The organism is Staphylococcus sp. TE8, assembly GCF_000692055.1.
GTDB lineage: Bacteria > Bacillota > Bacilli > Staphylococcales > Staphylococcaceae > Staphylococcus > Staphylococcus capitis.
On the sequence record NZ_JMGB01000002.1, the window covers coordinates 98,731 to 121,938 of the forward strand.

21 protein-coding genes and 1 pseudogene are annotated in these 23,208 nt (G+C 33.2%); 11 read left to right on the top strand and 11 right to left on the bottom strand.

The genetic code is table 11. The features are described 5' to 3' along the window. Positions 1-328 precede the first annotated feature (328 nt). Complete coding sequence (gene nhaC, locus CM54_RS06935; protein ID WP_037550066.1) at positions 329-1,726, bottom strand: Na+/H+ antiporter NhaC; 1,398 nt, start codon at positions 1,724-1,726, stop codon at positions 329-331. Between the two features lie 65 nt (positions 1,727-1,791). Beyond that, complete coding sequence (locus tag CM54_RS06940) at positions 1,792-2,862, bottom strand: NAD/NADP octopine/nopaline dehydrogenase family protein (RefSeq protein WP_002432785.1); 1,071 nt, start codon at positions 2,860-2,862, stop codon at positions 1,792-1,794. A 351-nt stretch (positions 2,863-3,213) separates the two neighbouring features. Here CM54_RS06940 and CM54_RS06945 point away from each other — a divergent pair, with 351 nt between their 5' ends. The 5 genes from CM54_RS06945 to CM54_RS06965 all read left to right on the top strand — a co-directional run bounded on the left by CM54_RS06945 (position 3,214) and on the right by CM54_RS06965 (position 6,710). Next, positions 3,214-3,774 (top strand): DUF4870 domain-containing protein, encoded by a 561-nt coding sequence (locus tag CM54_RS06945; RefSeq protein WP_037550069.1) that lies wholly within the window; start codon positions 3,214-3,216, stop codon positions 3,772-3,774. Between the two features lie 491 nt (positions 3,775-4,265). After that, complete coding sequence (locus CM54_RS06950; RefSeq protein ID WP_443027718.1) at positions 4,266-4,775, top strand: CHAP domain-containing protein; 510 nt, start codon at positions 4,266-4,268, stop codon at positions 4,773-4,775. A 190-nt stretch (positions 4,776-4,965) separates the two neighbouring features. Continuing rightward, complete coding sequence (locus CM54_RS06955) at positions 4,966-5,295, top strand: DMT family transporter (protein WP_002432921.1); 330 nt, start codon at positions 4,966-4,968, stop codon at positions 5,293-5,295. Between the two features lie 2 nt (positions 5,296-5,297). Beyond that, positions 5,298-5,612, top strand: a complete 315-nt coding sequence (locus tag CM54_RS06960) for a DMT family transporter (RefSeq protein WP_002432642.1) — start codon at positions 5,298-5,300, stop codon at positions 5,610-5,612. A gap of 138 nt (positions 5,613-5,750) precedes the next feature. Next, on the top strand, positions 5,751-6,710 hold the full coding sequence (locus tag CM54_RS06965) for a 2-hydroxyacid dehydrogenase family protein (RefSeq protein WP_037550076.1): 960 nt from the start codon (positions 5,751-5,753) through the stop codon (positions 6,708-6,710). 61 nt (positions 6,711-6,771) lie between these two features. On the opposite strand, the gene CM54_RS06970 is transcribed toward CM54_RS06965, so the two are convergent. The 7 genes and pseudogenes from CM54_RS06970 to CM54_RS07000 form a co-directional block, all read right to left on the bottom strand. Continuing rightward, on the bottom strand, positions 6,772-7,896 hold the full coding sequence (locus tag CM54_RS06970) for an FAD-dependent monooxygenase (RefSeq protein WP_037550080.1): 1,125 nt from the start codon (positions 7,894-7,896) through the stop codon (positions 6,772-6,774). A gap of 143 nt (positions 7,897-8,039) precedes the next feature. After that, positions 8,040-8,813, bottom strand: a complete 774-nt coding sequence (locus CM54_RS06975) for an N-acetylglucosaminidase (RefSeq protein ID WP_037550083.1) — start codon at positions 8,811-8,813, stop codon at positions 8,040-8,042. A gap of 21 nt (positions 8,814-8,834) precedes the next feature. After that, positions 8,835-9,056: a hypothetical protein gene (locus CM54_RS06980; protein ID WP_002443867.1), complete on the bottom strand. Its 222-nt coding sequence runs from the start codon at positions 9,054-9,056 to the stop codon at positions 8,835-8,837. A gap of 168 nt (positions 9,057-9,224) precedes the next feature. After that, a complete protein-coding gene (locus tag CM54_RS06985) occupies positions 9,225-9,692 on the bottom strand; it encodes a DUF1641 domain-containing protein (protein WP_002432356.1) in 468 nt (155 codons plus the stop codon). After that, positions 9,692-12,645 (bottom strand): annotated as a pseudogene (gene fdhF / locus CM54_RS06990) (formate dehydrogenase subunit alpha). Before fdhF ends, CM54_RS06985 begins: the two are co-directional and overlap by 1 nt. A gap of 290 nt (positions 12,646-12,935) precedes the next feature. Further along, positions 12,936-13,886, bottom strand: coding sequence for an LCP family glycopolymer transferase (locus CM54_RS06995; protein WP_037550087.1), 951 nt, complete (start codon positions 13,884-13,886; stop codon positions 12,936-12,938). Between the two features lie 236 nt (positions 13,887-14,122). After that, positions 14,123-14,911, bottom strand: coding sequence for an inositol monophosphatase family protein (locus CM54_RS07000; protein WP_037550090.1), 789 nt, complete (start codon positions 14,909-14,911; stop codon positions 14,123-14,125). A gap of 466 nt (positions 14,912-15,377) precedes the next feature. On the opposite strand from CM54_RS07000, the gene CM54_RS07005 reads away from it, so the two are divergent. Then, a complete protein-coding gene (locus CM54_RS07005) occupies positions 15,378-16,076 on the top strand; it encodes a helix-turn-helix transcriptional regulator (RefSeq protein ID WP_037550093.1) in 699 nt (232 codons plus the stop codon). A 23-nt stretch (positions 16,077-16,099) separates the two neighbouring features. Here CM54_RS07005 and CM54_RS07010 read toward each other — a convergent pair whose 3' ends face one another. Continuing rightward, complete coding sequence (locus CM54_RS07010; protein ID WP_037550096.1) at positions 16,100-16,846, bottom strand: CPBP family intramembrane glutamic endopeptidase; 747 nt, start codon at positions 16,844-16,846, stop codon at positions 16,100-16,102. Positions 16,847-16,897: 51 nt separating this feature from the next. Here CM54_RS07010 and CM54_RS07015 point away from each other — a divergent pair, with 51 nt between their 5' ends. The 5 genes from CM54_RS07015 to CM54_RS07035 all read left to right on the top strand — a co-directional run bounded on the left by CM54_RS07015 (position 16,898) and on the right by CM54_RS07035 (position 21,692). Beyond that, on the top strand, positions 16,898-17,236 hold the full coding sequence (locus CM54_RS07015) for a hypothetical protein (protein ID WP_023351276.1): 339 nt from the start codon (positions 16,898-16,900) through the stop codon (positions 17,234-17,236). Between the two features lie 191 nt (positions 17,237-17,427). Further along, a complete protein-coding gene (locus CM54_RS07020) occupies positions 17,428-18,504 on the top strand; it encodes a MupG family TIM beta-alpha barrel fold protein (protein WP_037550098.1) in 1,077 nt (358 codons plus the stop codon). Beyond that, positions 18,476-19,363 (top strand): N-acetylmuramic acid 6-phosphate etherase, encoded by an 888-nt coding sequence (murQ, locus tag CM54_RS07025; RefSeq protein ID WP_037550100.1) that lies wholly within the window; start codon positions 18,476-18,478, stop codon positions 19,361-19,363. Before CM54_RS07020 ends, murQ begins: the two co-directional genes overlap by 29 nt. 12 nt (positions 19,364-19,375) lie before the next feature. Then, positions 19,376-20,818, top strand: a complete 1,443-nt coding sequence (locus CM54_RS07030) for a PTS transporter subunit EIIC (protein ID WP_002432328.1) — start codon at positions 19,376-19,378, stop codon at positions 20,816-20,818. 1 nt (position 20,819) lies between these two features. Next, positions 20,820-21,692: a MurR/RpiR family transcriptional regulator gene (locus CM54_RS07035; protein ID WP_023351272.1), complete on the top strand. Its 873-nt coding sequence runs from the start codon at positions 20,820-20,822 to the stop codon at positions 21,690-21,692. Positions 21,693-21,780: 88 nt separating this feature from the next. On the opposite strand, the gene CM54_RS07040 is transcribed toward CM54_RS07035, so the two are convergent. Further along, positions 21,781-23,199 (bottom strand): amino acid permease, encoded by a 1,419-nt coding sequence (locus CM54_RS07040; protein WP_037550101.1) that lies wholly within the window; start codon positions 23,197-23,199, stop codon positions 21,781-21,783. Positions 23,200-23,208 lie beyond the last annotated feature (9 nt).

Consider the following 23,208-nt stretch of genomic DNA (forward strand, 5'->3'; position numbering starts at 1 on the left):
ATTCATTGAATGCCTTATCAATTTAAAAATAATTAAACATAAAAAAGGCCTATTACTTAGAAAGTAATAGGCTAAAAATAGTTTTTTCTAAAACAAATTCAAATGTTCTTGTTTAGTCTTTCTATATCATTTTAAAATTGATAATTAAGATGTATAAAAGAATTCGTTACATACAGTCAAGTATTTATTCCGCTACAAAATAAATACAATCACTATATAGAAGGATATTAATATGCTAAAACCAACACTAGATATAATCGCTACAAGTTATATCTATGTATATTGTTTCAACATATTTAGTATATTCCACTCTGTAAAAATATTAAACTTAACTTTTATTTAATTTCTTTATACCTATACCTGTAAAACCGTAAGTAATTGCTATTAGTGCACACAAGTAACAAGGTACTGTCCAAATAAAGAAATCTCCTACTGACACATTTAATTGGTGTGAATAATATATACCTGAAGTTCCCCATGGAATAAGTGGTAAAATCATAGTGCTTGAATCTTCAAGTGTTCGAGATAATACCGATCTTGATAAATTCATCTTTTCAAACATTTCTTTCATTAACACACCAACCATGATAATTACAATAGAAGCAACACCTGCTGCAAAAACAAGCATCAAACTACAAACCACTGTAATAAGTATAAGAGTTCCAACTGATTTTACACCTTTAGATACAGTATTTAACATGACATCTAAGCATCCTGCTTTTTCTACAATACCTGCAAAGGCATAGCCACAAAAAATAGTAACAATAATTTCTGTCATGCTCATCATACCACCTTGTTCTATTAAAGTGGTCACATTCTTAGATAAGTGTGATTGATTTACCATACTATGATTAAAACCTTCAAACATTGCTTTCAAACCATCAACTATATTGAAATGATTATTAAATGTTCCAACAATTAAAGCACTTAAACTAGAAATGAGCATGGATGGTACTGTAGAGACTCTTAGAAATAAACAAACCGCAATTACAACTAAAGGAATCCATACAATTAAATTAATGTTATAAACTTTATCTAACTCATGGAGTAATGTCTGTATTTGTTTAGGATTCGTATGACCTTTTGAATGCAATCCCGCAAAGAACCACACAATCATGCCAATGATGGATGCAGGAATTGTTGTCCACATCATTGATTTGATATGAGCAAAGATATTCACTTTAGTAACTAATGCGGCTAAATTAGTTGTATCTGATAAAGGCGACATTTTATCTCCAAACACTGCGCCTGCAATAATTGCACCTGCAGCCATACCAGGCGCTACGCCTAACTGATTTGAAATTGAAATCAATGCTATACCTGCTGTGGATGCTGACCCCCAAGCTGTACCTGTAGCGACCGAAGTAATTGCACTAATGATAAATGCAGAAACTAAAAAATAACTCGGATTTAAGAACTTTAAGCCATAATAAATCAATGCTGGCACTGTTCCAGAAAACATCCAACTGCCAACTATAATCCCTACGGCTAAAATGATAAAAATAGCAGGCATAGCTGTAGTAAGCCTCTTAGTTATACCTTCTTCTAATTCTTCCCATCTTAACCCAACTCGATATGCAATAAATGCAGCATAAGCTGATGATATTAATAATAATATCTGAATAGGTATATTAAAGAAGATAAATCCTATTACTACCACTATTACCATAAATATAATCGTAGATAAGGACTCCAAAAATGTGGGTTTCCTGTACTTATGCGTCATATTAATTGCTCCCTTCAGCAGTTTTTTGATGCAAAACCTCTTTTCGTAAACTTGTGATTAAATTTTTATTCTAAATCTAATTTTTCTAATCCTAATTCTTCTATTGTCAACCCTTCTTCAAAGAAGTCTCGTTCGAGAATTGTTGATGCGATAACTATAACCGCATCAATATTAGGTGTTGGTACATCTATAACTCTCCCTAAACTAGACCATAAGACTAATCCATAAGCGATATCTTCAGTTAAATATCTATTTTCTACATGGTTAGGTCCCGGTATTTTAGAAAATACTGGACTCGTATTAAATAGACGATTTAAAGGTTCATCTTCATCTTGTCGTTCTAAATAACCTCTTTGAATACGAGATTCTTTTGCTGTAGATAACTCAAACCCTAATTTTCTCCCTAAATTCAATCGTTCAAGTTCAATCGCATGTAATAATCGAACTGTATGTTTAGTTATCCCTTCTTTATATAATGAGAAATTCTCAGCATAATCTATTCGACCTACGTTTAGTAAAGTAGGACCCGGGTGTACTTCTGGGTTACCATTCTCTAGATTTGTCTTTAACAGACTTTCCTCTTTAACTAGATATTCATAAATTTGTGATACTTTTTCGTAACTATCATTTAATTCACTTCTATCAAATGTTGAGAAAAATACTCTACGTACATTAAGTGATAAATCTACTCGCGCATTTTCAAAATCAACACGTGTACCATAAGTAAGCGTGTTGGCTTCAGCAAAATTAGGGTGTACATCAATGTGACGATCCTCTAAAACGTTCATAAAACGAATAGACCCCATAGAAGCAGCTATGTTGAAAAAGATAAGATGTTTATCTGTCACAAAATGAGACATGACTTTAGCATAATATTCAATAAAGGATGATGGAATAATGACTTGAACGATATCTGCATCTTCTAGAACATATTCAATATCATCACTAATATTTGTGAAAGGTATAAATTTTTCTTGTCCTTCATTATTAAAATCAAAACCGCCTTTTTCGAAAGCAGCATTAAATTTTTCAATTGACTCGTTACGACAATACAATCTTACGTCATGACCTTTGTCTACCATATCGACAGCCGCAGTTACTGCACCATTACCTGAACCTACAATAGCTATTTTCATAATTTTCCTTCTTTCTTCATTAAAATAGTTGTGTTCATGTTTGTTAATTTAAATAATCCAATAAAAAAGGAGTGGGTCTGAATTCAACAATCGTATGGGAAGAATTCTGCGGCCCGCCCCGCGATAACTATAAATAACGTGTTTAATAAATATGAGTCAAAGCCATTCACTTACTCAAAAACATGACTTCTTCTGTATAATAACAATACTATATAACCGAATAAACCATTTTTTAAACTTATTCAATATTTAAAGTTGAAAATTTAAATTTATCATTTAATAATATATTCTATTTTGATATAGTAATAAGTGTATTATGTATATAAATAATAAATTCGGAGGCTATTCATTATGAATAATAGTGAAAATCATCGTTTTGATCATTCAGAAACAACTTCAGAAGGTCAAATGTCATCTCAAAACTTAAATAGTGAAAGAAACCAATCTAATCAAAATAGTGATTACCAACAATATAATAGAAGCAATCAGTATACTTCACAAGAAAACAATCAAATCGCAAAAGATGAAGAGCAAGACGAGCGATTAATGTCAATGTTAATTTATCTATTAGGTTTATTTACAAGTTTTATTGGTCCACTTGTAATATGGTTAGTAAAACGAAAAGATTCTAAACTTATAGATACAGCTGGAAAGACATATCTAAATTACTACATTTCTTATTTTATATATTCTGTAGTTGCAGTGATTTTAGTCTATGGCTTTCTTTTCATATCAACCTTGAGTGATAATAATACAGGTATTCAAATTTTTGCATTAGTTTGTATGTTAATTCTCACTCTTGCCTTACTTGTTTTATCAATTATTAGTATAGTATGTACTATTATTGGGTGCGTTAAGTATTTTTCAGGCAAAACCTATAAAATACCATTCAGCCTCCCTATCATAAAATAAAAGTTAGGTCTTATTTTATTACAATAACCTGTAACAAAAGCTTAAGTTTTTAAACAACAAAACCTATTTAATTTTAAGAACAGTGCTTCATTGAAGTTTTGTAACACACTGTAACCTTGACTAACGTTTATTACAACGATGGTCAAGGTTTTTTTAATTGGTTTACGAAAGCGTAACATCAATCACAAACATAAAATATTTTGTTAGAGTTGTTGTGTCGTCAAAGATGACGAATAAATAACATAAAATGATATATTCTTACTTATTGGTCGCTACACCTTTAAGACATATCATATTATTGTTTTATTTTTGGGAGGACTTTTATTATGAAAAAATTAGTTACAATTACGACATTAACAGCAGGTATTGGTACATCTTTATTTGGAACTACGACAAACGTACATGCTGCAGAAAATAGTCATGGTAATCAACAATGGAATCAGCATTCTCACCATCCAATGAACAATGGTTGTCAAGAACATGATACTCAATTGAAGCATTTTAACAATCACCCACAACGTCCATTTAACTACTACAAGGATCAGCATAGCTTAAATCAAAATACACGCACACACACTTTTAAAAATACAATTACAACATCAGCTGACTTAAACTCCTCATCAAACTCTAATTCAAGCAGCTCATCTACTACTTCAACTAAGACAACGTCTTCTTCAGGAAACTTATATACAGCTGGTCAATGTACTTGGTATGTTTATGATAAAGTTGGAGGTAAGATAGGTTCAACTTGGGGTAACGCAAATAACTGGGCAACATCAGCTCAATCAGCTGGTTATACTGTTAATCATACTCCAGAAAAAGGCTCAATTCTTCAATCATCTGCAGGTGCATATGGACATGTTGCTTATGTAGAGAGTGTTGGTAGTGATGGTTCAGTTACTGTATCAGAAATGAATTATAATGGTGGACCATACGTTGTAGATACACGTACAATCTCATCTAGTGAAGCAAGTTCTTACAATTACATTCACCTCGACTAAACACTATATTTTTAACTATCTTATAGCTCTAACTCCCGTCAAAGTTGCGATTTATATCTAAGTAACTTGACGGGTTTTTAATTCAAAATACTAAATTGATACTTAACTACTACGTCAATTTTTAAATATTGCTACACTATCACTTATTTGAGAAAATAGTGATATCACTTTAAATTGGAGGCAATTGATAATGCAATGGCTGAAGGTAATTATAGCTGGATTTGTAGAAATCATCTGGGTTACAGGATTAGATAATGCGCATTCTTTATTAAGTTGGGTTGTTACGCTCTTTTTTATTGCCCTCAGTTTCTATCTTGTCATTGATGCATCTAAACATTTACCAGTAGGTACCGTTTATGCTTTTTTTGTAGGTATAGGTGCTGTAGGTACGGTACTTGTAGATATGATTTTCTTCAATCAACCCTTTACACCTACCAAGCTTATATTAATCATAATTCTTATTGCAGGTATTATAGGCTTAAAACTCACTACTAATGAAAATGAAGAAGGAGGTCAATAACGATGGCGTGGATTTTTCTTTTAATAGCCGGAAGCTTAGAAATACTCGGTGTGGTACTACTGAATGAATTATCACGTACACAAAATAAATTATTCATCATATTACTTGGCCTTGCCTTTATTTTAAGCTTTAGCACTTTAAAACTTGCCATGCATGAAATACCTATGGGCACAGCTTATGCTATTTGGACAGGTATAGGAACCGCAGGCGGTACCATAATCGGCATGTTATTTTATAAAGAATCGAAACACTTTAGTCGAATTATTTGCATTTTAATGATACTTGTAGCTGTAGTCGGATTACGTTTGATTGGCTAATTTATATAGTGAAATAGTTCATAAGAATCTTATATACTGCCATTAGCCAAGCTATTTTAATCTTAATGTGGTTGAACGCTTTCTATTGTTTGCGCTTTCTTCTTTTACTATACTATTAATAAAGAAGGAGTGATAATTATGGAAAAAGTATATATCGCAGGCGCAATTCCTGAAGTAGGATTAAACTTATTGAAAGAACATTTTGAAGTTGAGATGTACGATGGCGAGGGAATTATTGATAAAGAAACTTTAAAAGAAGGCGTTAAAGATGCCACTGCTTTAGTAAGTTTACTCTCTACTAATGTGGATAAAGACGTAATAGATAGCGGTAAAAATCTTAAAATTATTACTAACTATGGCGCTGGTTTCAATAATGTTGATGTCGATTATGCAAGGGAAAAAGATATCGATGTGACTAACACACCTAAAGCATCCACAAATGCCACTGCTGATTTAACAATTGGCTTGATACTTAGCGTTGCCCGTCGAATTGTTGAAGGTGATGAATTATCAAGAACTAAAGGCTTTGACGGCTGGGCGCCTCTATTTTTCCGTGGAAGAGAAGTTTCAGGCAAGACAATTGGAATTATTGGTTTAGGAGAAATTGGTGGTGCTGTTGCCAAACGTGCACGTGCATTTGATATGGATGTATTATATACAGGCCCACACCGTAAAGAAGAAAAAGAAAGAGAAATCGGTGCTAAATATGTAGATTTAGATACTTTATTAGAGAATGCAGACTTCATTACTATTAATGCGGCTTATAATCCTGACCTTTATCATTTAATTGATAGTGAACAATTTAAACAGATGAAATCCACAGCATATCTAGTTAACGCTGGTCGAGGACCTATCGTCAACGAACAAGCACTTGTACAAGCGCTTGAAAATAAAGAAATCGAAGGCGCTGCCCTAGATGTATATGAGTTCGAACCTGAGATAACAGATGAGCTCAAATCGTTTAAAAATATTGTTCTTACACCACATATCGGTAATGCGACATATGAAGCTAGAGATATGATGGCTAAAATCGTTGCTAATGATGCAATTAAAAAATTAAATGGTGAAGAACCACAATTCGTCGTAAATCGAAAATAATATATCACTCTGAACGTACAAAAGGTGAGCGGAACATTTAATGTCGTCCGCTCACCTTTAATTATTTTTCTTTTGATTTATATAAAAATGTTGCTTGTGATGATGCATATGCGTTAGGCATCATTTTCATAATTGAATTGCGTATGTTCACAATTAATTTATTACGTTTCTGTGCAACCTTTCCAATTTTTCTTGATCGCTTAATTACCTTGGCAGTGTGCTTAACACGTAATTTATCATATCGTTCAAGTGCTTTGTCGAAATCATAAGCTTCCAAGCAATTGACTAAAACGATTGCATCTTCCATCGCTTGTCCAGCACCTTGCCCCATATTTGGCGTAGTAGCATGGGCAGCATCTCCTAATAAAATTGTTCTTCCATATACAAAGGTTCTTAAAGGTTTCATATCATAAATGTCATTTAATAATATGCCCGTCTCACTTTGCTTATCAAGTATTTGTCGTACTTCATTTGGAAAATGATTAAAATATGCTTGTAAATGCGGTTTACCAAATGTTTGATATTTAGGATCCCTTTCTTTAGCTGGAACCGTAATGAACCAATAAGCTTGGTTATTTAATAATGGAACAACACCAACTCTTCCCTTTGCACCCCAATATTCATTAGCTACATGTTCATCTTTAAGATTGACATCATCAACGATTCCTCTAAAGCAAGTATAGCCCTGATAAATCAACTTGGTAGAGGCACCAACAGCTTCCCTTACATTTGAGTGAATGCCATCTGCTCCGATACACAAATCAAATGCTTCACTTTCTTGTGCTGAAAAGTGAACTGTTACTTTAGAATTTGTTTGTTCTAAACCAGTCACTAAATGATTAGTATATATTGAAGAAGACTTAACATATGATTGAATAATATCTATTAAAGTTTGACGCGCTAACGTTACATTTAAAGTATTATTTTTTAATTTAGCGGACACTAATTCGTGCCCACGTTCATCATATACATTCATAGCTGTTAGATTTTGACCAGCGTTTTTAATGCCCTTTTGAAGATCATGATTACCCAATTTTTTTAGTACATTATCCCCTATTCCTATCCCTGCACTTACTTCACTAATTGAATTATTCTTCTCGAAAATTTTCACTTCATGACCTTGCTCTTCTAATAATGCAGCGACAGTCAAACCACCAATTCCTGCACCTACAATTGCAACTTTCATTGTTTTTACACCTCAAATTTATCATTCGTTAATATTTTATCATATGTCTAGTTGTTTAAAAGTTTGTCGTCACACTTTTAATGGTAAATTTTACATATCTAAATAAGGTTAGCGACATTGATGACCATGTGCTAACCTCATTGCTATCTATAGTATTTTTTTCTTATATTTTCTTTTTTAATACCAAAGTTGTCATAATATTTTTTCATCATATCAGCAATATTGTCTACCCACTTAATATCACTCGCATATTGGTGTTGCCCAGGATTCTGTGGATTCCAACGCATTTGATATAAATTAAGTTGTTTATTTTCAAAATAATGATTACGTAGGAAAGATGCGCCACCCATAATTGCTTTACTAGGTGTAGTCCATGATTGTTGTTTAGCATAGCTTTTACCAGTATGGACAGCATTTTCATCGAAAGCGCCAATGCCATAAAAGTTGTAGTATCTATGACTTCCATCCTTAACGCCTTTAGCAAGTTCTGATTTTCCGTTCCCAGTTTCTACTAATGCATGACTTATTAAGTAAATAATATTAACTTCATATTTATCTTGAGCTTTTATAAAGGTATGGCCTTGATCTTCAAGGATACCTTTACCTTTTAAAATATGATTGACTTCTGATTCAGACATAGGCACTTTTTCAGAAATATCCATATATTTCAACGGATTGTCTCCATGGCTGATACTCATGGCTTGTTCAACATCTTTTTCTTTCGCATTGACAAACTTTCCATCTCTCTCTTTAGTATTTAGCGTACCTTCACCTATCTGTCTTTCTACAGCTTCATTGAAAGTATATTTGATATCATTTTTGAAAAGATTAGTATCAAAAATTAGGAATAGAATTCCAAATATTACTAAAATAGCAATTATTAAGATTGTCGTTATACGAAATCTAGTATTCTTCATTGTTATCTAACTCCCAAAGCTTTATTTTGATAAAACGAAATATGCGATAACAATTGCAATGACAACAATAAAGAATGATACATTGATTGCAATCTTCATACCTGTGCGATCTCTAAACATGACATTAAATATGACTAGACTAATAGCTAAAGATACTGCGAAGAATGCTATTGCAAGCATAAGTTTTAGCATAATTAGAAATACAATACCAATAACTAATAAGACATTGGAAGTGATTGCCATGGATTTCAAAATATTAGGATTGATACGACTTCACTCCTTTATTTAAACTTTTCAATATACATTTCATCATACATGAAAATTTATAGATATGCGATATTAAAATAGAGGCTCGGAAGTCATTATAGAATGCTTCTTCGCCCCTATGCTCACATAATCATTGATATGATTTTATTCTCGTGACATGCCCTTAAGTAAATTAAGCATGTAAGTTAAACTACGATTCATGTCGTCATCTTTAAGGATACCCATTAAGTTTCTAATAGATGTACGTGCATTAGGACTTGCTTGGTTTGCAACATGAAGACCTTTGTTAAGACGATTAAGCATTTCACTTAAATCTTTCACATTTAAGTCACCAAGTAAAAAGACCATTTGTGCCATATTAGATAATAATCCTGTGTAAATATCCTTATTTAACTCCACTGCAAACTTATTGATAATTACTTGTCGTGCTTTAAATCCACCATTGAGTGCATCTAAAATTTTCGCTTCATCTAAAGTATGAATTAAACGGATTGCTTTAAGAATGCTATCTTTATTCTCAGCAATAGCATCAAGGACTTCGTTTAAATTTTCATTCTTTATTTGCTCAGGTGACTTTTTTAGACGTTTAATTTCAGTAATTCTTTCAGCCATTATTTATCACTCTGCTTCCCTGGGAATACGTAATCAGAACGATTCCATTTTTTCTGTACTTGAACACTATATTGAGGATGACGATGTTTATCAACACGGAAGTTAGTTGGATTTAATGGTGACTTACCACGTTTAGATATAACCTCCATGCGTGCATTTGTTCGCTTGTATGACGGTGTATCAGTGTATTTATCTACATCACTATTTGTGAGTAAGTTAATTGCTCCCATATCTCCATTTTCTAAAGCATCATTATTTAGTGGAATATAGATTTCTTTACCTTTAACTCTATCTGTAATATGAGCTACCAACGTTGCTTCACCAGTTTCTGAAATCAATTTGATTTCAGCACCTTCATGTATATCACGATCTTGTGCTAGTTCTGGTGAAATCTCAACAAATGGATGTGGTACTTTATATCTAATCATTTCAGTTTGATAAGTCATGTTACCTTCATGGAAATGTTCAAGTAAACGACCATTATTAACATGAATATCATAAACTTCATCTTCTTTGAAGAAATTATCAAATGTTAATGGATAAAGCTTTGCCTTTTTATTTTCAAAGTTAAATCCATCTAAATAAAGAATTGGAGAATCTTTCCCATCTTTATCTACAGGCCATTGAAGACTATTAAAACCTTCTAAACGGTCGTAGCTTACACCTGCATATGACGGAGTAAGTCGAGCGATTTCATCCATCACTTCTCCAGGGTGACTATAATCCCAATCTGCGCCTAATTTATTAGCAATAAGTTGGAATATTTCCCAGTCAGGTTTAGAATCCCCCAGTGAATCTAACGCTTTATATAAACGTTGCACACGACGTTCCGTGTTGGTAAATGTACCATCTTTTTCTAGAGAAGGACTTGCAGGTAATACCACATCAGTATAAGTAGCAGTGAATGTTAAGAATTCATCTTGTACAACCATGAAGTCTAATTTCTCAAAAGCTGCTTGAACAAAATTAATATTAGAATCTACGATACCTGTGTCTTCACCATATAAATAAAGTGAATGAACGTCTCCATTATGAATACCTTCTATCATTTGATGATTATCGCGACCAGGAGTTGCACTTAATTCTACGACATATTCTCTTTCGAATTTAGCTCTAATTTCATCATCAGTAACAAGCTGGTAACCAGGGAATTGGTCAGGCATACTACCCATATCACTACAACCTTGTACATTATTATGACCACGTAGAGGATATGCTCCAGCGCCAGGCTTTCTATAATTACCAGTTACAAGTAATAAATTAGAAATAGCTGTACTTGAATCACTACCGATGTCTTGTTGCGTGATACCCATCGCCCAGCAGATTGCAACTGATTCAGCTTTCGCAACTTCATGAGCGAACTTAATTAATCGTTCTTTTGGAATACCTGTTGTTTCTTCAGCGAACTCCATTGTGAATGGTTCTAATGATTTATAATATTCATCAAAATAATCGACCCATTCGTCTAAGAATGCCTTATCATGTAAATCATTATCGATAATATACTTTGTCACCGCGCCTAACCATACTAAATCAGTACCTGGTTTGGGTTGATAAAATTCATCTGCACGTTCAGCCATTTCATGTTTTCTAATATCAAAGACATGAGATTTTTGACCGAATAATTTTTGAGCACGTTTCATTCTTGAAGCAATGACAGGATGTGCTTCAGCAGTATTTGTACCAATCAACACTGTCATAGCTGCCTTTTCTAAATCATCAATACCACCAGCGTCGCCGCCGATTCCTACTGTACGAGTCAAACCTTTCGTAGCTGGTGCTTGGCAATAACGTGAACAATTATCTACGTTATTTGTTCCTATCACTTGTCGAGCAAATTTTTGCATTAAATATGACTCTTCATTCGTCGCTTTAGAAGATGAAATAAATGACAAGCTATCTGCACCGTGTTGATCTTTAATATTGTTAAAGTTATCTGCCATCACTTGCAGTGCTTCTTCCCATTCTACTTCATGGAAAGCACCATCTTTCCTTACTAATGGCTTAGTAATACGTTGATCAGAGTTGATGTGCCCCCATGAGAATTTACCCTTAACACATGATGCAATTTTATTAGCAGGAGAGTCATGAGATGGTTGAACTTTTAAAATTTCTCTATCTTTTGTCCAAACTTCAAATGAACAACCAACACCACAATATGTACATACTGTTTTAGTTTTATTTATACGTTCTTTACGCATTTCAGATTCTGAGTCAGAAAGTGCCAATAATGGACCATATCCTGGTTCAGATTTTTTGATTAAGTCGATCATTGCTACAAGTGATCCTGGCTCAGTATCAGTCATGTAACCAACGTTGCCTTCCATATTCACTTCCATCATGGCATTACATGGACATACTGTTGCACATTGACCACATGATACACATGAAGATTCATTAATTGGTACATCATTATCCCAGATGACACGTGGATGTTCACGATCCCAATCAATGCTTATTGTTTCATTTACTTCTATGTCTTGGCAGGCTTCAACACAACGACCACATAATATACATTGGTCTGGGTCGTAACGATAGAATGGACCATAATCTTTCTCATAAGGTTTTTCTTTATATTCATATGTTTGATGCTGGATGCCCCACTCATCCATAGTATTATGGATTTCACAGTCTCCATTATTATAGTCACATACCGTACAATAAAGCATATGTTTTTCTAAAATACGATCTAATGCTTCTTTTTGACTTGATTTAACATCGTTGTTATCTGTTTTACATTCATTGGACGGTCTATTGTTGTGCCACATGCACGCGCAATTTCTCCATCAATTTCAACCATACATGTATCGCATGTTTGAATTGGCCCCATCGATTCATTGTAGCAAATCGCTGGAACGAAAGTATCTCGAGATCGAATAAACTCAAGTAAATTTGTGCCTGGTTCGACAAGATAATCTGTGCCATCAAGTGTGACTACCAAATGTTCTTGCATAGGCTCACCCCATTTATATTAATTTTACCGTAATAGACTTTTCATGTTAGCTAGATCTATCTGAAAAATACCCCACATATATTTCAAGATAGAATTATCTAAATTGTATTACTTTACTTGCAAAAAGTTAAGTATTTATAAATAATTTATATTCATAAATTACTTATTTGAAAATCATTATCAATTAATGATCCTTTTACTTATTACATTTAATACTTATATACCTTGTAAAAATACATTATAAACACAAAAACACTGTGAGAATGGTTCTCACAGTGCTCATATACAGTTTATAAATCTAAATTATCTCTTAGTAGTTGCGTGTTGCTATTTTTAGAAGCATCACTTGGGACAAAGTAATATAAACCATCACTTTGAATACCACCTTCTCCGTCAAGTTGATGACGGTTTACGTTATCGTTAGCATCTTTATAATTTTTTCTGACAAGATTCAGATCACTTAATGATAAATCAGTTTTAACATTTTGCTGTATTTCGCTCATTAATGAATTAAAATGTGTTATTGATGTTGGACTTGTCATTTTATTAGCCATAGCTTCAAGTACAAGTTGTTGGCGTTCTTGTCTACCAAAGTCCCCACCAGCACCTTCTTCCTTGCGGCTACGTATAAATCTCATTGCAGCATCCCCATCAACATGTGTTTTTTGCCCTTTTACAAAATGTAAACCACTAATTGTGAAAGTGTCATTACTTACCACATCCACACCACCTAAAGTATCAATCATATCGTGTAATCCATCCATATCAATTGTTGCATAGTGGTCAATTGGTACATTCATTAATTTCTCTAAAGAATTTACCGCCATATTGGGTCCTCCGTAAGCATAGGCATGAGCAATTTTTTCTGTCGTACCTCGTCCTACAATTTGAGCTTGAGTATCACGAGGAATACTAACGAGTTCTGTTTTTTTCTCTTTGGGATTAATTGATAAAACCATAATGGTATCGCTACGCTCTCCACCACCTTGATGTTTTCGCTCCGCATCTGAATCCACACCAAATAATGCAATTGTGAAAGGGTCGCCTTCTTTTAAATTAACCTTTCCTGAGCGTAACTCTGAATGGCTTCTATTTAGAGGATTATGTATCTTATCCCCTGTAATAAATATCTTGGCACAGATGTATATTACTGCAATAACAGCGAATAAAAATAATACTCCTACTATCCAAAGTAAAATTTTAGTTGGCAGGCTAATTTTTCTTTTATCTGAACGTTTCACTCCTACCACTCCTTTACATTTATTTCATATTCATATTCCATAGATAATTATATTATAAAATAAATTATTTACTATACATCTGTAGACCTATTCATTTATACATTCCGAATAACTTAAAAGTGTATTTTAACTCACATAATTATAATTGAGGACAATAATAAAGCCTTAAAAAGAAACTCTTTCTAAGGCTCCGACATTAACAATTCACTTATACAATTATATTAATATAATTGTACTTATTTTTGATAGCCCTTACCGCTATTCAAAATATCCAGTACATCTTGATGACAACCAGGGTTACTAATTATAAAAGGGCCACCCTTACCAAAATCAACTTTGCCACCATCTAAGCTAGTCATTTTCAAATTAAGTTCTTGCGCAAAAAGAAACTGAGCGGCTATATCCCAAGGTTTAGGATTCGTATTCATGTGAGCGCCGAATTGACCTTTAATGACTCTAATTGAATCTAAACCACATGAACCAATAATTCGATAACTAAATGAAGTTTGGAAAAGTGCGTTTATCGTTCTATCATTTAAAACATGTGGGTTAAACGACAATATTGCATCTTCAATGGATAATGTAGCAGGCTTTAACATCGGTAAATCATTCTCATATGCTCCCTCACCTGCTATTGCTTTATATAATTTATTATGAGGATAATCGTAGATATAAGATAGTTTTGGCTCTCCATCCACAAAGTATCCTAGTATAATACAATAATCTTCTTGTTGCTTTACAAGGTTAGCCGTACCATCAATAGGATCCATAATCCAAACATGTCCATGATAAGGATCAATATCATCATTATTTTTTTCTTCAGCTAATAGTAGATGCCCAGGTAATTGATTTGACAAGAATGTTTGAAAATGGTCTTGAATCTGTTTGTCTACGTTAGTAACTAAATCAAAACGATCCTTTTTAGTATCTGTATGCATCTCTTGAATAAGACGCGGTAAAATATCATCAACAATTTTTAACCAATCACAAATTAAACGATCAATCTGCTTTAAACTTTCTGTCATCCTATGTTTCACCACCAAATAAAATAAATTTATGTAGAATTAATAAATCAGTTATATATTATAAGTAAACTTTAATTATCGAAATCTCTCTATTTACTTATATTTATTTTATACGAAGTCATCAAGATTTTGGAATAATAATTAATAAGTTTTTAAAAAAGAAAAAATCGGCTAGTCACGAGCTAGCCGACAAATAGAAAGGAAAGTAAGTAATAAATATTGAAGATGTTTTGATGTAACTCGAACGATTACACAGCTATCTGTTATATAGCTCTACCCCTTTGTCTAATCGCTCCCCCTGTTACAAATATTATAGTAACATAATGATTTTTATATTGTAAGCGTTTTCTAAAAGAAAAATAAGAAATTTTACACTTTTGTACCGACCAAAAATAAGAAAATGTCATCATTGTCGCTTATATGTTATAATAAATGTAATATGTAATGTTTATGGAGGTGACTTTCATTGAATAAATTAGAACGCCAAAATCAAATCATTCAGTCTATACAAAATTCAGATAAAATGACCGCTTCACAACTTGCAAAACTATTTAAAGTTTCGAAACGTACTATTTTAAGGGATATTGATGATTTAGAAGAACAAGGTGTAAAAGTGTACGCACAACACGGTAAACTCGGTGGTTATCAAATTAAAGATGCTCAATCAAAAATTTCTTTATCTTTAACAGAAAATCAACTGTCAGCGTTGTTTCTTACACTAAATGAAAGTCAGTCTTATTCTACTCTCCCTTATCAAACAGAAATTCAAGCCATTATTAAACAATGTTTAGGTTTACCTCAAACGCGATTACGTAAGCTATTAAAAAAGATGGATTATTATATTAAATTTGAAGATAGTAATAGTTACTCATTACCACAACTATTCTCGGATATATTAATATACTGTACAGAACGAAATGTCATGCTTGTTGATTATATTGAAGAAGGAAAAGCGCACGCTGAAAATGTTATTTTTATAGGTTTATTGTGTAAAGATGGTCAGTGGCATGCAGTGATCTTTGATATAGGTCGTGGTCATACACGTGAATTATCAATCATGGACATACACGATATTTCTTACTCATTCGAAAAAACTATTAAAACTCAAGATATCTCAATAGATAACTATCAGCAATTTTTAAACCCAGCTGACATAAACAGTTAATGTGAATCAGCTGGGTTTTTAAACTAATTATAAAATATTGACCATAGAGTATAAATAAATGACACTAGATTATTGAACATATGCAAGCTAATCGATGCTGCCAAATTTCTCTTTGAAATTAAATACACAGAGACTAAAGCAATGGCTAAAATAAAGTATGCTCCGAATTCAAACGGTGATTTCGCATCAGTTACATGTATGTAAGTAAATAATACAGCTGATATAATCCCCATTACAATAAAATTAAACTTCTTTCCTAACTCTCCTATTAGTATGTGTCTAAACACTAATTCTTCGACGATAGGTCCTACAATCACGATTAATAAAAATGTGAAAGGTATAAATGCATGTACTTTGAACAATTGATCTAAAGCCATCTCATTTTGCGTATCAGAATATTGTAGATGCTTAGGTAAAAACTGCATTAACCATTCATATAAACTTGACAAACCATACGCCAATAAAAAAGCGATAATAATAATGAACCATCGTCGTTTCAAGTATTGTAAACCTTTTTTAAACCTCTCTCCAAATGTATGGATGTGTAAAAAGTAAAATACAAATATCACAACAACATAAGCCATTAACTGCGCTAATGTACTAATCATCGCTAATTGTAACTGTGACATATGTTTTAGAAAAAGCGCTCCTAGCGCCATACCTGCAACGCTAAATAGAAAAAGTCCCACCAATACTACTGCAATTAGACTTAAATCTCTCCACGCAATATCACTAAATTTATATTTTTTCTTAACTTTTTTCTGCATCATAGATGTTTCCTTTCTATTACTCAATCATTTTTAAAATTTATTGGAGGAATTATGAATTATTTAGAAATCACACGACACATTGAACAACGAATTATAAAATTGCTCTCTCTGACTGAAAATGCTAAATATTATGTACTCAATCATCATAACAAATTTGAAGAAACTTTGAACGTATTTAATCAAGAAGTAGAAGTTGAAAAAATTTGGATAGAATCGCATAAATCAATATTAAGTACCACACCAGAATTAACATCTTACTATTATGTCATTCTTCATTTATCAAAACACCCTCTTATACCAATCAAACAAGGAGACATGCTTTTTTATATTCATATCAAACAACTTTTATTACATGAACAACTTTTAAAAATCAAACCTTCGACTTCCTAATTATTATAAATTTATCTTTAATTTCGTTTATCAACGTTTCGATACATTGCACTTATTTAAATCTCACATAACTTAAAACATCATGTGCTTTAAATTTTAATATTATATTATTCAAAAAATACCTCAAATTGTAAACGTTTAATAATAGCGTTATAATCGTACTGATTAAGTAATTAAAAGGAGTGTTAGATGTGCTTGGCTTCTCAGTTTATTTAGGAAATGCTTTAGATAAAGAGTATATTCTTAACATGGCTTCTATAGGTTATGATGTGATCTTTACATCTTTACAAATCCCTGAAGAAAACAAGCAACATCAGTTGTCATATTTTGGGGAATTATGTCAACTTCTTTCATCATATAATATCACTTATATTATTGATGTTAATCCTTCTTTACTTAATCCAACGCTTTACAGTTATTTAAATCAATTGCCACATGGGGCATTTTCTATACGTATTGATGATCAATTGGATGTTGAACTCATCCATGAAGTTCAAAGTCATGGTTTCCAATGCTGTCTTAATGCGAGTAATATCACAGAAGATATGTTGAAGCGCATTTATAAACAAGATTATCAGTCTCAACTATTATACTGTCACAATTATTATCCACGACCTGATACAGGTCTTTCATATTCTTTCATTGAATATAAAAATCAACTTATTAAAACTTACGATAAACATGCAAAAATATATGCCTTTATACCAGGAACAGAGCTAAGAGGCCCTTTACATAAAGGGTTACCAACAGTTGAGTCACATCGTTCATCACATCCTTTAGTTGCTACGCATGAATTACAATCTCTAGATATCTCTCATGTTATTATCGGTGACACAGCAATCAATTTATTAATTGCTCAACAATTGTCTGATATGATGCATCGTCGACATTTTACGCTCAAGCTTAAAGACTTGGATCCATCATTTTCTGAGAGAGTCTTAAGAACACATACATCGCGCATTGACGCACCAGAGCATATCATACGTTCTCAACATTCACGTGTAAACAATGATACTCCTATAAATCCTATAGGAATAAGTGAAAGAGACATTGGGGATATCACTGTAGATAACCAACTAAATGGTCGATATGAAGGTGAAATTCAAGTCGTTAAAACACCACTCAAAGGACATTCTCATATTAACCATATTGCAACAGTGAGCGATGAAGATCTTCAATTATTAACACTGATTCAGCCTGGAGATACTTTTAAATTTACATATACGAAGGAGAATGACAATGAATCGTTTAACAACAGAAACTCGTAACACTCAAACGATGCATTTAGATGAAATGACTATTCAAGATGCACTACTAACAATAAATCGTGAGGATCAAAAAGTACCCAAAGCCATTGAACAAGTGATTCCTCAGTTATCACAGGTTATAACTAGTGCTATCCAACGTTTTAATCGTGGAGGAAGAATAATCTATATAGGCGCTGGTACAAGTGGACGTCTTGGCGTTTTAGATGCTGCTGAATGTGTACCAACTTTTAATACACGTCCTGAGGAGGTCGTTGGTATTATTGCGGGTGGTCAAAAAGCGATGACCATAGCAGTAGAAGGGGCTGAGGATGATAGCGAGCAAGGCGCGCAAGACTTAAAAGATATTCAGCTAAATGATAATGATATTGTTATTGGGATATCTGCAAGTGGTCGCACACCTTACGTTAAAGGTGCCCTCACTTATGCAAACGATATTCATGCTGATACTGTTGCTCTTTCGTGTAATACAAATAGTGAAATTAGTGCTTGTGCAGAGCATATTTTAGAAGTTAATGTAGGACCTGAAGTTTTAACAGGGTCTACTCGTTTAAAATCTGGCACTGCTCAAAAACTCATATTAAATATGATTTCTACAATGACAATGATTGGGGTCGGAAAAGTATATGATAACTTAATGGTGGATTTACGACCTACGAATAAAAAATTGGTCAATCGTTCAATCACCATTATTCAAGATATATGTGATTTAAATGAACAAGATGCACAAACATTGTATGAAGAAGCGGGAAATCATATTAAAACGGCAGTTGTCATGTATTTATGTAATACAACTAAAGAAGACGCTGAGACGCGTTTATATAAAAGTAATGGAGTGATCAAGCAAGCCATCAACGTTTAAGGGGGAGTTTCCATGAACAAAGAAGAACGTCTTGCTAAAGATATCACTAACGCCGTTGGTGGTAATCATAATATTGATAATATTATTCATTGTATGACTCGTGTTCGAATTAAAATTCATGATTACGATAAAGTTAATTACAATGAATTGAAAAGTATTGATGGTGTTTTAGGTGTTGTTGAAGATGAACGCCTCCAAGTTGTAGTTGGACCAGGCATTGTTAACAAAGTTGCAAATTATATGTCTGAAACAAGTGGCGCACCTTTAGATGATGATACTTCTCATACTGAAAATAAAAGCTATAAAGCGCAAGCTGAAGAACAAGCACGACAAAATAAACAGAATTTTCAAAGTCATCGCAAACAAAGTAAATGGAATAAAGTTTTAAAGTCCATTGCTAATATTTTCATACCTTTAATCCCAGCATTTATAGGTGCCGGGTTAATAGGTGGTATTGCAGCGATATTGAATAACTTATTAACAGCTGGAACTCTATCTGGAGATTGGCTTAAACAAGTTGTTTCAGTGCTGAGTGTCATTAAAGATGGGATGCTCGCCTACTTAGCTATCTTCACTGGAATCAATGCAGCGAAGGTGTTCGGCGCTACGCCTGGATTAGGTGGTGTAATTGGTGGTGCAACCTTACTTACTGGTATAACTGATGAAAACCCAATTAAAAATATCTTTACTGGTGAACACCTCGTCGCTGGTCAAGGTGGAATTATTGGCGTTATATTTGCAGTATGGTTGCTTAGTTTAATTGAAAAAAGATTACATAAAATAGTCCCAAATGCTATCGATATTATTGTAACTCCAACTATTTCATTATTAATTATTGGTTTATTAACATTGTTTATTATAATGCCAGTTGCTGGCTTTATATCTGATGGATTGGTGCATGTCATTAACTGGATTATTGGTGTAGGAGGCATATTTAGTGGTTTCATCATTGGTGCTTTCTTCTTACCACTAGTCATGCTAGGATTGCATCATATTTTCACACCAATTCATATCGAATTAATTAATAAAACGGGTTCTACTTATCTGTTACCTATTGCAGCTATGTCTGGTGCTGGACAAGTCGGTGCCGCATTAGCTTTATGGGTTAGATGTCGTAAAAATACTAAATTACGTAATACTTTAAAAGGTGCTCTACCTGTTGGTTTCTTAGGTATTGGAGAACCTTTAATTTACGGAGTCACATTACCATTAGGTCGACCATTCTTTACAGCTTGTATTGGCGGCGGTATTGGTGGCGCTGTTGTTGGTGGTATTGGTCATATCGGTGCTACAGCTGTAGGGCCTAGTGGTATTTCTCTTCTACCGTTAATAGATAATCATATGTACCTCGGTTATATTGCAGGTTTACTTGCTGCTTACGCTGGAGGTTTCATTTTCACTTATTTCTTTGGCACGACTAAAGAAATGAGAAATTCTGATCAAATGGGTGATTAAATTGCCAAACATTTTAAATGAAATTGACAACCAGTACCCCTACCTAACTAAAAATGAAAAAAAGATAGCTCAATTCATACTCAACTCACCTCATAAGGTAGTTAATATGAATTCTCAAGATATAGCAGAAGTTTTAGATACCAGCCCCTCCTCTATAATAAGGTTTAGTAAGAAAATAACTGAAGGTGGCTTTCACGAACTTAAAATTGGTTTATCTAAATTTCTGCCTAAAGAAGCATCTGTATACAATGTTGAACTTGTAGACAATGAAAATACAGATTCTCTCAAAAAGAAAATGCACTCTCGTGCTAAAGGTGCGCTTAACAACGCCAATGAAAAAATTGACGATAAGACGATAGACCGAATTTGCGATTTATTTAAATGTGCAGAAACCATTTTCATCTATGGTTATGGTGCTTCATTTGTAGTGGCTACAGATTTATATCAAAAATTATCTCGCATTGGTTTAAATATACAATTGGTACAAGAAACACATATCTTCACGACCATGTTAGCGACACATAATGCTAAAGACTGCGTCGTATTTATTACAAACAATGGTATGCAAAGTGAAATGCGTTCAATAGCCAAAGTTGTTTCAGACTATCATATACCAGTTGTTACTATTACTAGTACGAAAGATAATCCAGTAGCCAATCGTTCAGATATCGTCTTGTCTTACGGCCAAACTGATGAAAATGAAATGCGCATGGGTGCAACGACTTCATTGTTTGCACAAATGTTTACAATAGATGTACTTTATTATCGTTACATTGCTCTAAATTATCAATCATCCTTAGATTTTATAACACAATCTAAAATGGCTTTGGATAATTACCGTAAACATTTATCAAATATTGAATTTAAACATTAAATAAATAAAAAAAGCGATTCGTCATACTCTAAATTTCTTTATATTAGAGTGTATGAACGAATCGCTTTTTTGTTTAACTATATAGCTATTATTCTAAGCCTTTTTGGTTTTTCTGAGTTAATGCTGCTTTTTTAGCTTGTTGATCCTTTTTATTATAACGAACGAAATAATAAAGTGTCACAACTGATAGGAACACAATACCAATAACTACAGAAACAACTGTTTCTTTATTAAATAGCATACCGATTAAGACTAAAATTAAGAATGCTATTGTAAGATAGTTAGCAAATGCGCCTCCTGGCATTTTGAACGGATGATTTTTAACTTCTTCAGGATGTAACTTTCTAAAACGTAAATGACTGAATAAAATCATAAACCAAGGAATCATTCCTGGTAATATAGATGCACTATAAACATAAACGAAAATACTTGCTGCACCTTTAATAAATAAAGGGAGAATGACGTTTAGTAATGCGCCGATTAAGATACCGATTGATACTGCAAGTACTGTGTAGAACGGAACACCATTTTTTAATACTTTCGAGAAAATCTTAGGCATTTGTCCTTGCTTAGATAATGTATAAATCATACGGCTAGCACTAAATATACCTGAGTTACAACCTGACATAGCAGCTGTTAATACAACAAAGTTTATTAAACCAGCTGCGAAAGTAATCCCTACTTTAGCAAATGTCGCAACGAAAGGACTTCCTATGTCACCTAATTTGTCCCAAGGATAAACAGAAACGATTACAAAAATTGCACCAAGATAGAAGATTAATATTCTCCAAATAACTCCATTCACTGCTTTAACAATATTCTTTTGAGGATCTTTAGTTTCTCCAGCAGAAATACCAATGAGTTCAACCCCTTGATAAGATCCAATAACTATTGACAGTGCGAAGAAGAAACCAACGATTCCATGTGGCATAAATCCACCATGAGACCATAGATTTGAAATCCCTATTGCGTGACCACCATTACCAATTCCGAATAAGATTAAACCAAAACCTGCGATAATCATTAAAATAATTGTAATAACTTTGATTAATGCAAACCAAAATTCAAATTCCCCAAAGGCTTTAACTGAAACAAGGTTTGCTCCCATTAATAATGCTACTGCAACGATACCAGGTATCCAGTTTGGTAAATTTGGGAACCAATAGTTCATATATTCACCAACTGCGATAACTTCACTCATCCCTACTACAACCCATTGGAATATATTACTCCAAGCCGTCATATAACCCGCTGCTGGGTGTATGTAATCACTTGCAAATGTTGCGAATGATCCAGTTGTAGGATTAAGATAAATCATTTCCCCCATTGCTCTCATAATTAGGAATAAAAATATTCCAGCGATTAAGTATGCAAAAATAACTGATGGGCCAGTCCATTTGATTGTACTTGTTGCCCCCATAAACAGACCGACACCAATTGTTCCCCCAAGTGCAATCATTTGCATCTGACGTGCACTTAGTCCCCTTTGTAATTCATTGTTTTCCATAACTTTACC

Coding starts and splice junctions, on each gene's coding strand:
- CM54_RS06980 (WP_002443867.1), bottom strand. CDS start 9,056: ATGGCAATCACTTCCAATGTCTTATTAGTTATTGGTATTGTATTTCTA.
- CM54_RS06965 (WP_037550076.1), top strand. CDS start 5,751: ATGGAAAAAGTATATATCGCAGGCGCAATTCCTGAAGTAGGATTAAAC.
- CM54_RS07030 (WP_002432328.1), top strand. CDS start 19,376: ATGAACAAAGAAGAACGTCTTGCTAAAGATATCACTAACGCCGTTGGT.
- CM54_RS07000 (WP_037550090.1), bottom strand. CDS start 14,911: ATGACAGAAAGTTTAAAGCAGATTGATCGTTTAATTTGTGATTGGTTA.
- CM54_RS06960 (WP_002432642.1), top strand. CDS start 5,298: ATGGCGTGGATTTTTCTTTTAATAGCCGGAAGCTTAGAAATACTCGGT.
- CM54_RS06940 (WP_002432785.1), bottom strand. CDS start 2,862: ATGAAAATAGCTATTGTAGGTTCAGGTAATGGTGCAGTAACTGCGGCT.
- CM54_RS06985 (WP_002432356.1), bottom strand. CDS start 9,692: ATGGCTGAAAGAATTACTGAAATTAAACGTCTAAAAAAGTCACCTGAG.
- nhaC (WP_037550066.1), bottom strand. CDS start 1,726: ATGACGCATAAGTACAGGAAACCCACATTTTTGGAGTCCTTATCTACG.
- CM54_RS07015 (WP_023351276.1), top strand. CDS start 16,898: ATGAATTATTTAGAAATCACACGACACATTGAACAACGAATTATAAAA.
- CM54_RS07010 (WP_037550096.1), bottom strand. CDS start 16,846: ATGATGCAGAAAAAAGTTAAGAAAAAATATAAATTTAGTGATATTGCG.
- CM54_RS07040 (WP_037550101.1), bottom strand. CDS start 23,199: ATGGAAAACAATGAATTACAAAGGGGACTAAGTGCACGTCAGATGCAA.
- CM54_RS06970 (WP_037550080.1), bottom strand. CDS start 7,896: ATGAAAGTTGCAATTGTAGGTGCAGGAATTGGTGGTTTGACTGTCGCT.
- CM54_RS06945 (WP_037550069.1), top strand. CDS start 3,214: ATGAATAATAGTGAAAATCATCGTTTTGATCATTCAGAAACAACTTCA.
- CM54_RS06975 (WP_037550083.1), bottom strand. CDS start 8,813: ATGAAGAATACTAGATTTCGTATAACGACAATCTTAATAATTGCTATT.
- CM54_RS06955 (WP_002432921.1), top strand. CDS start 4,966: ATGCAATGGCTGAAGGTAATTATAGCTGGATTTGTAGAAATCATCTGG.
- murQ (WP_037550100.1), top strand. CDS start 18,476: ATGAATCGTTTAACAACAGAAACTCGTAACACTCAAACGATGCATTTA.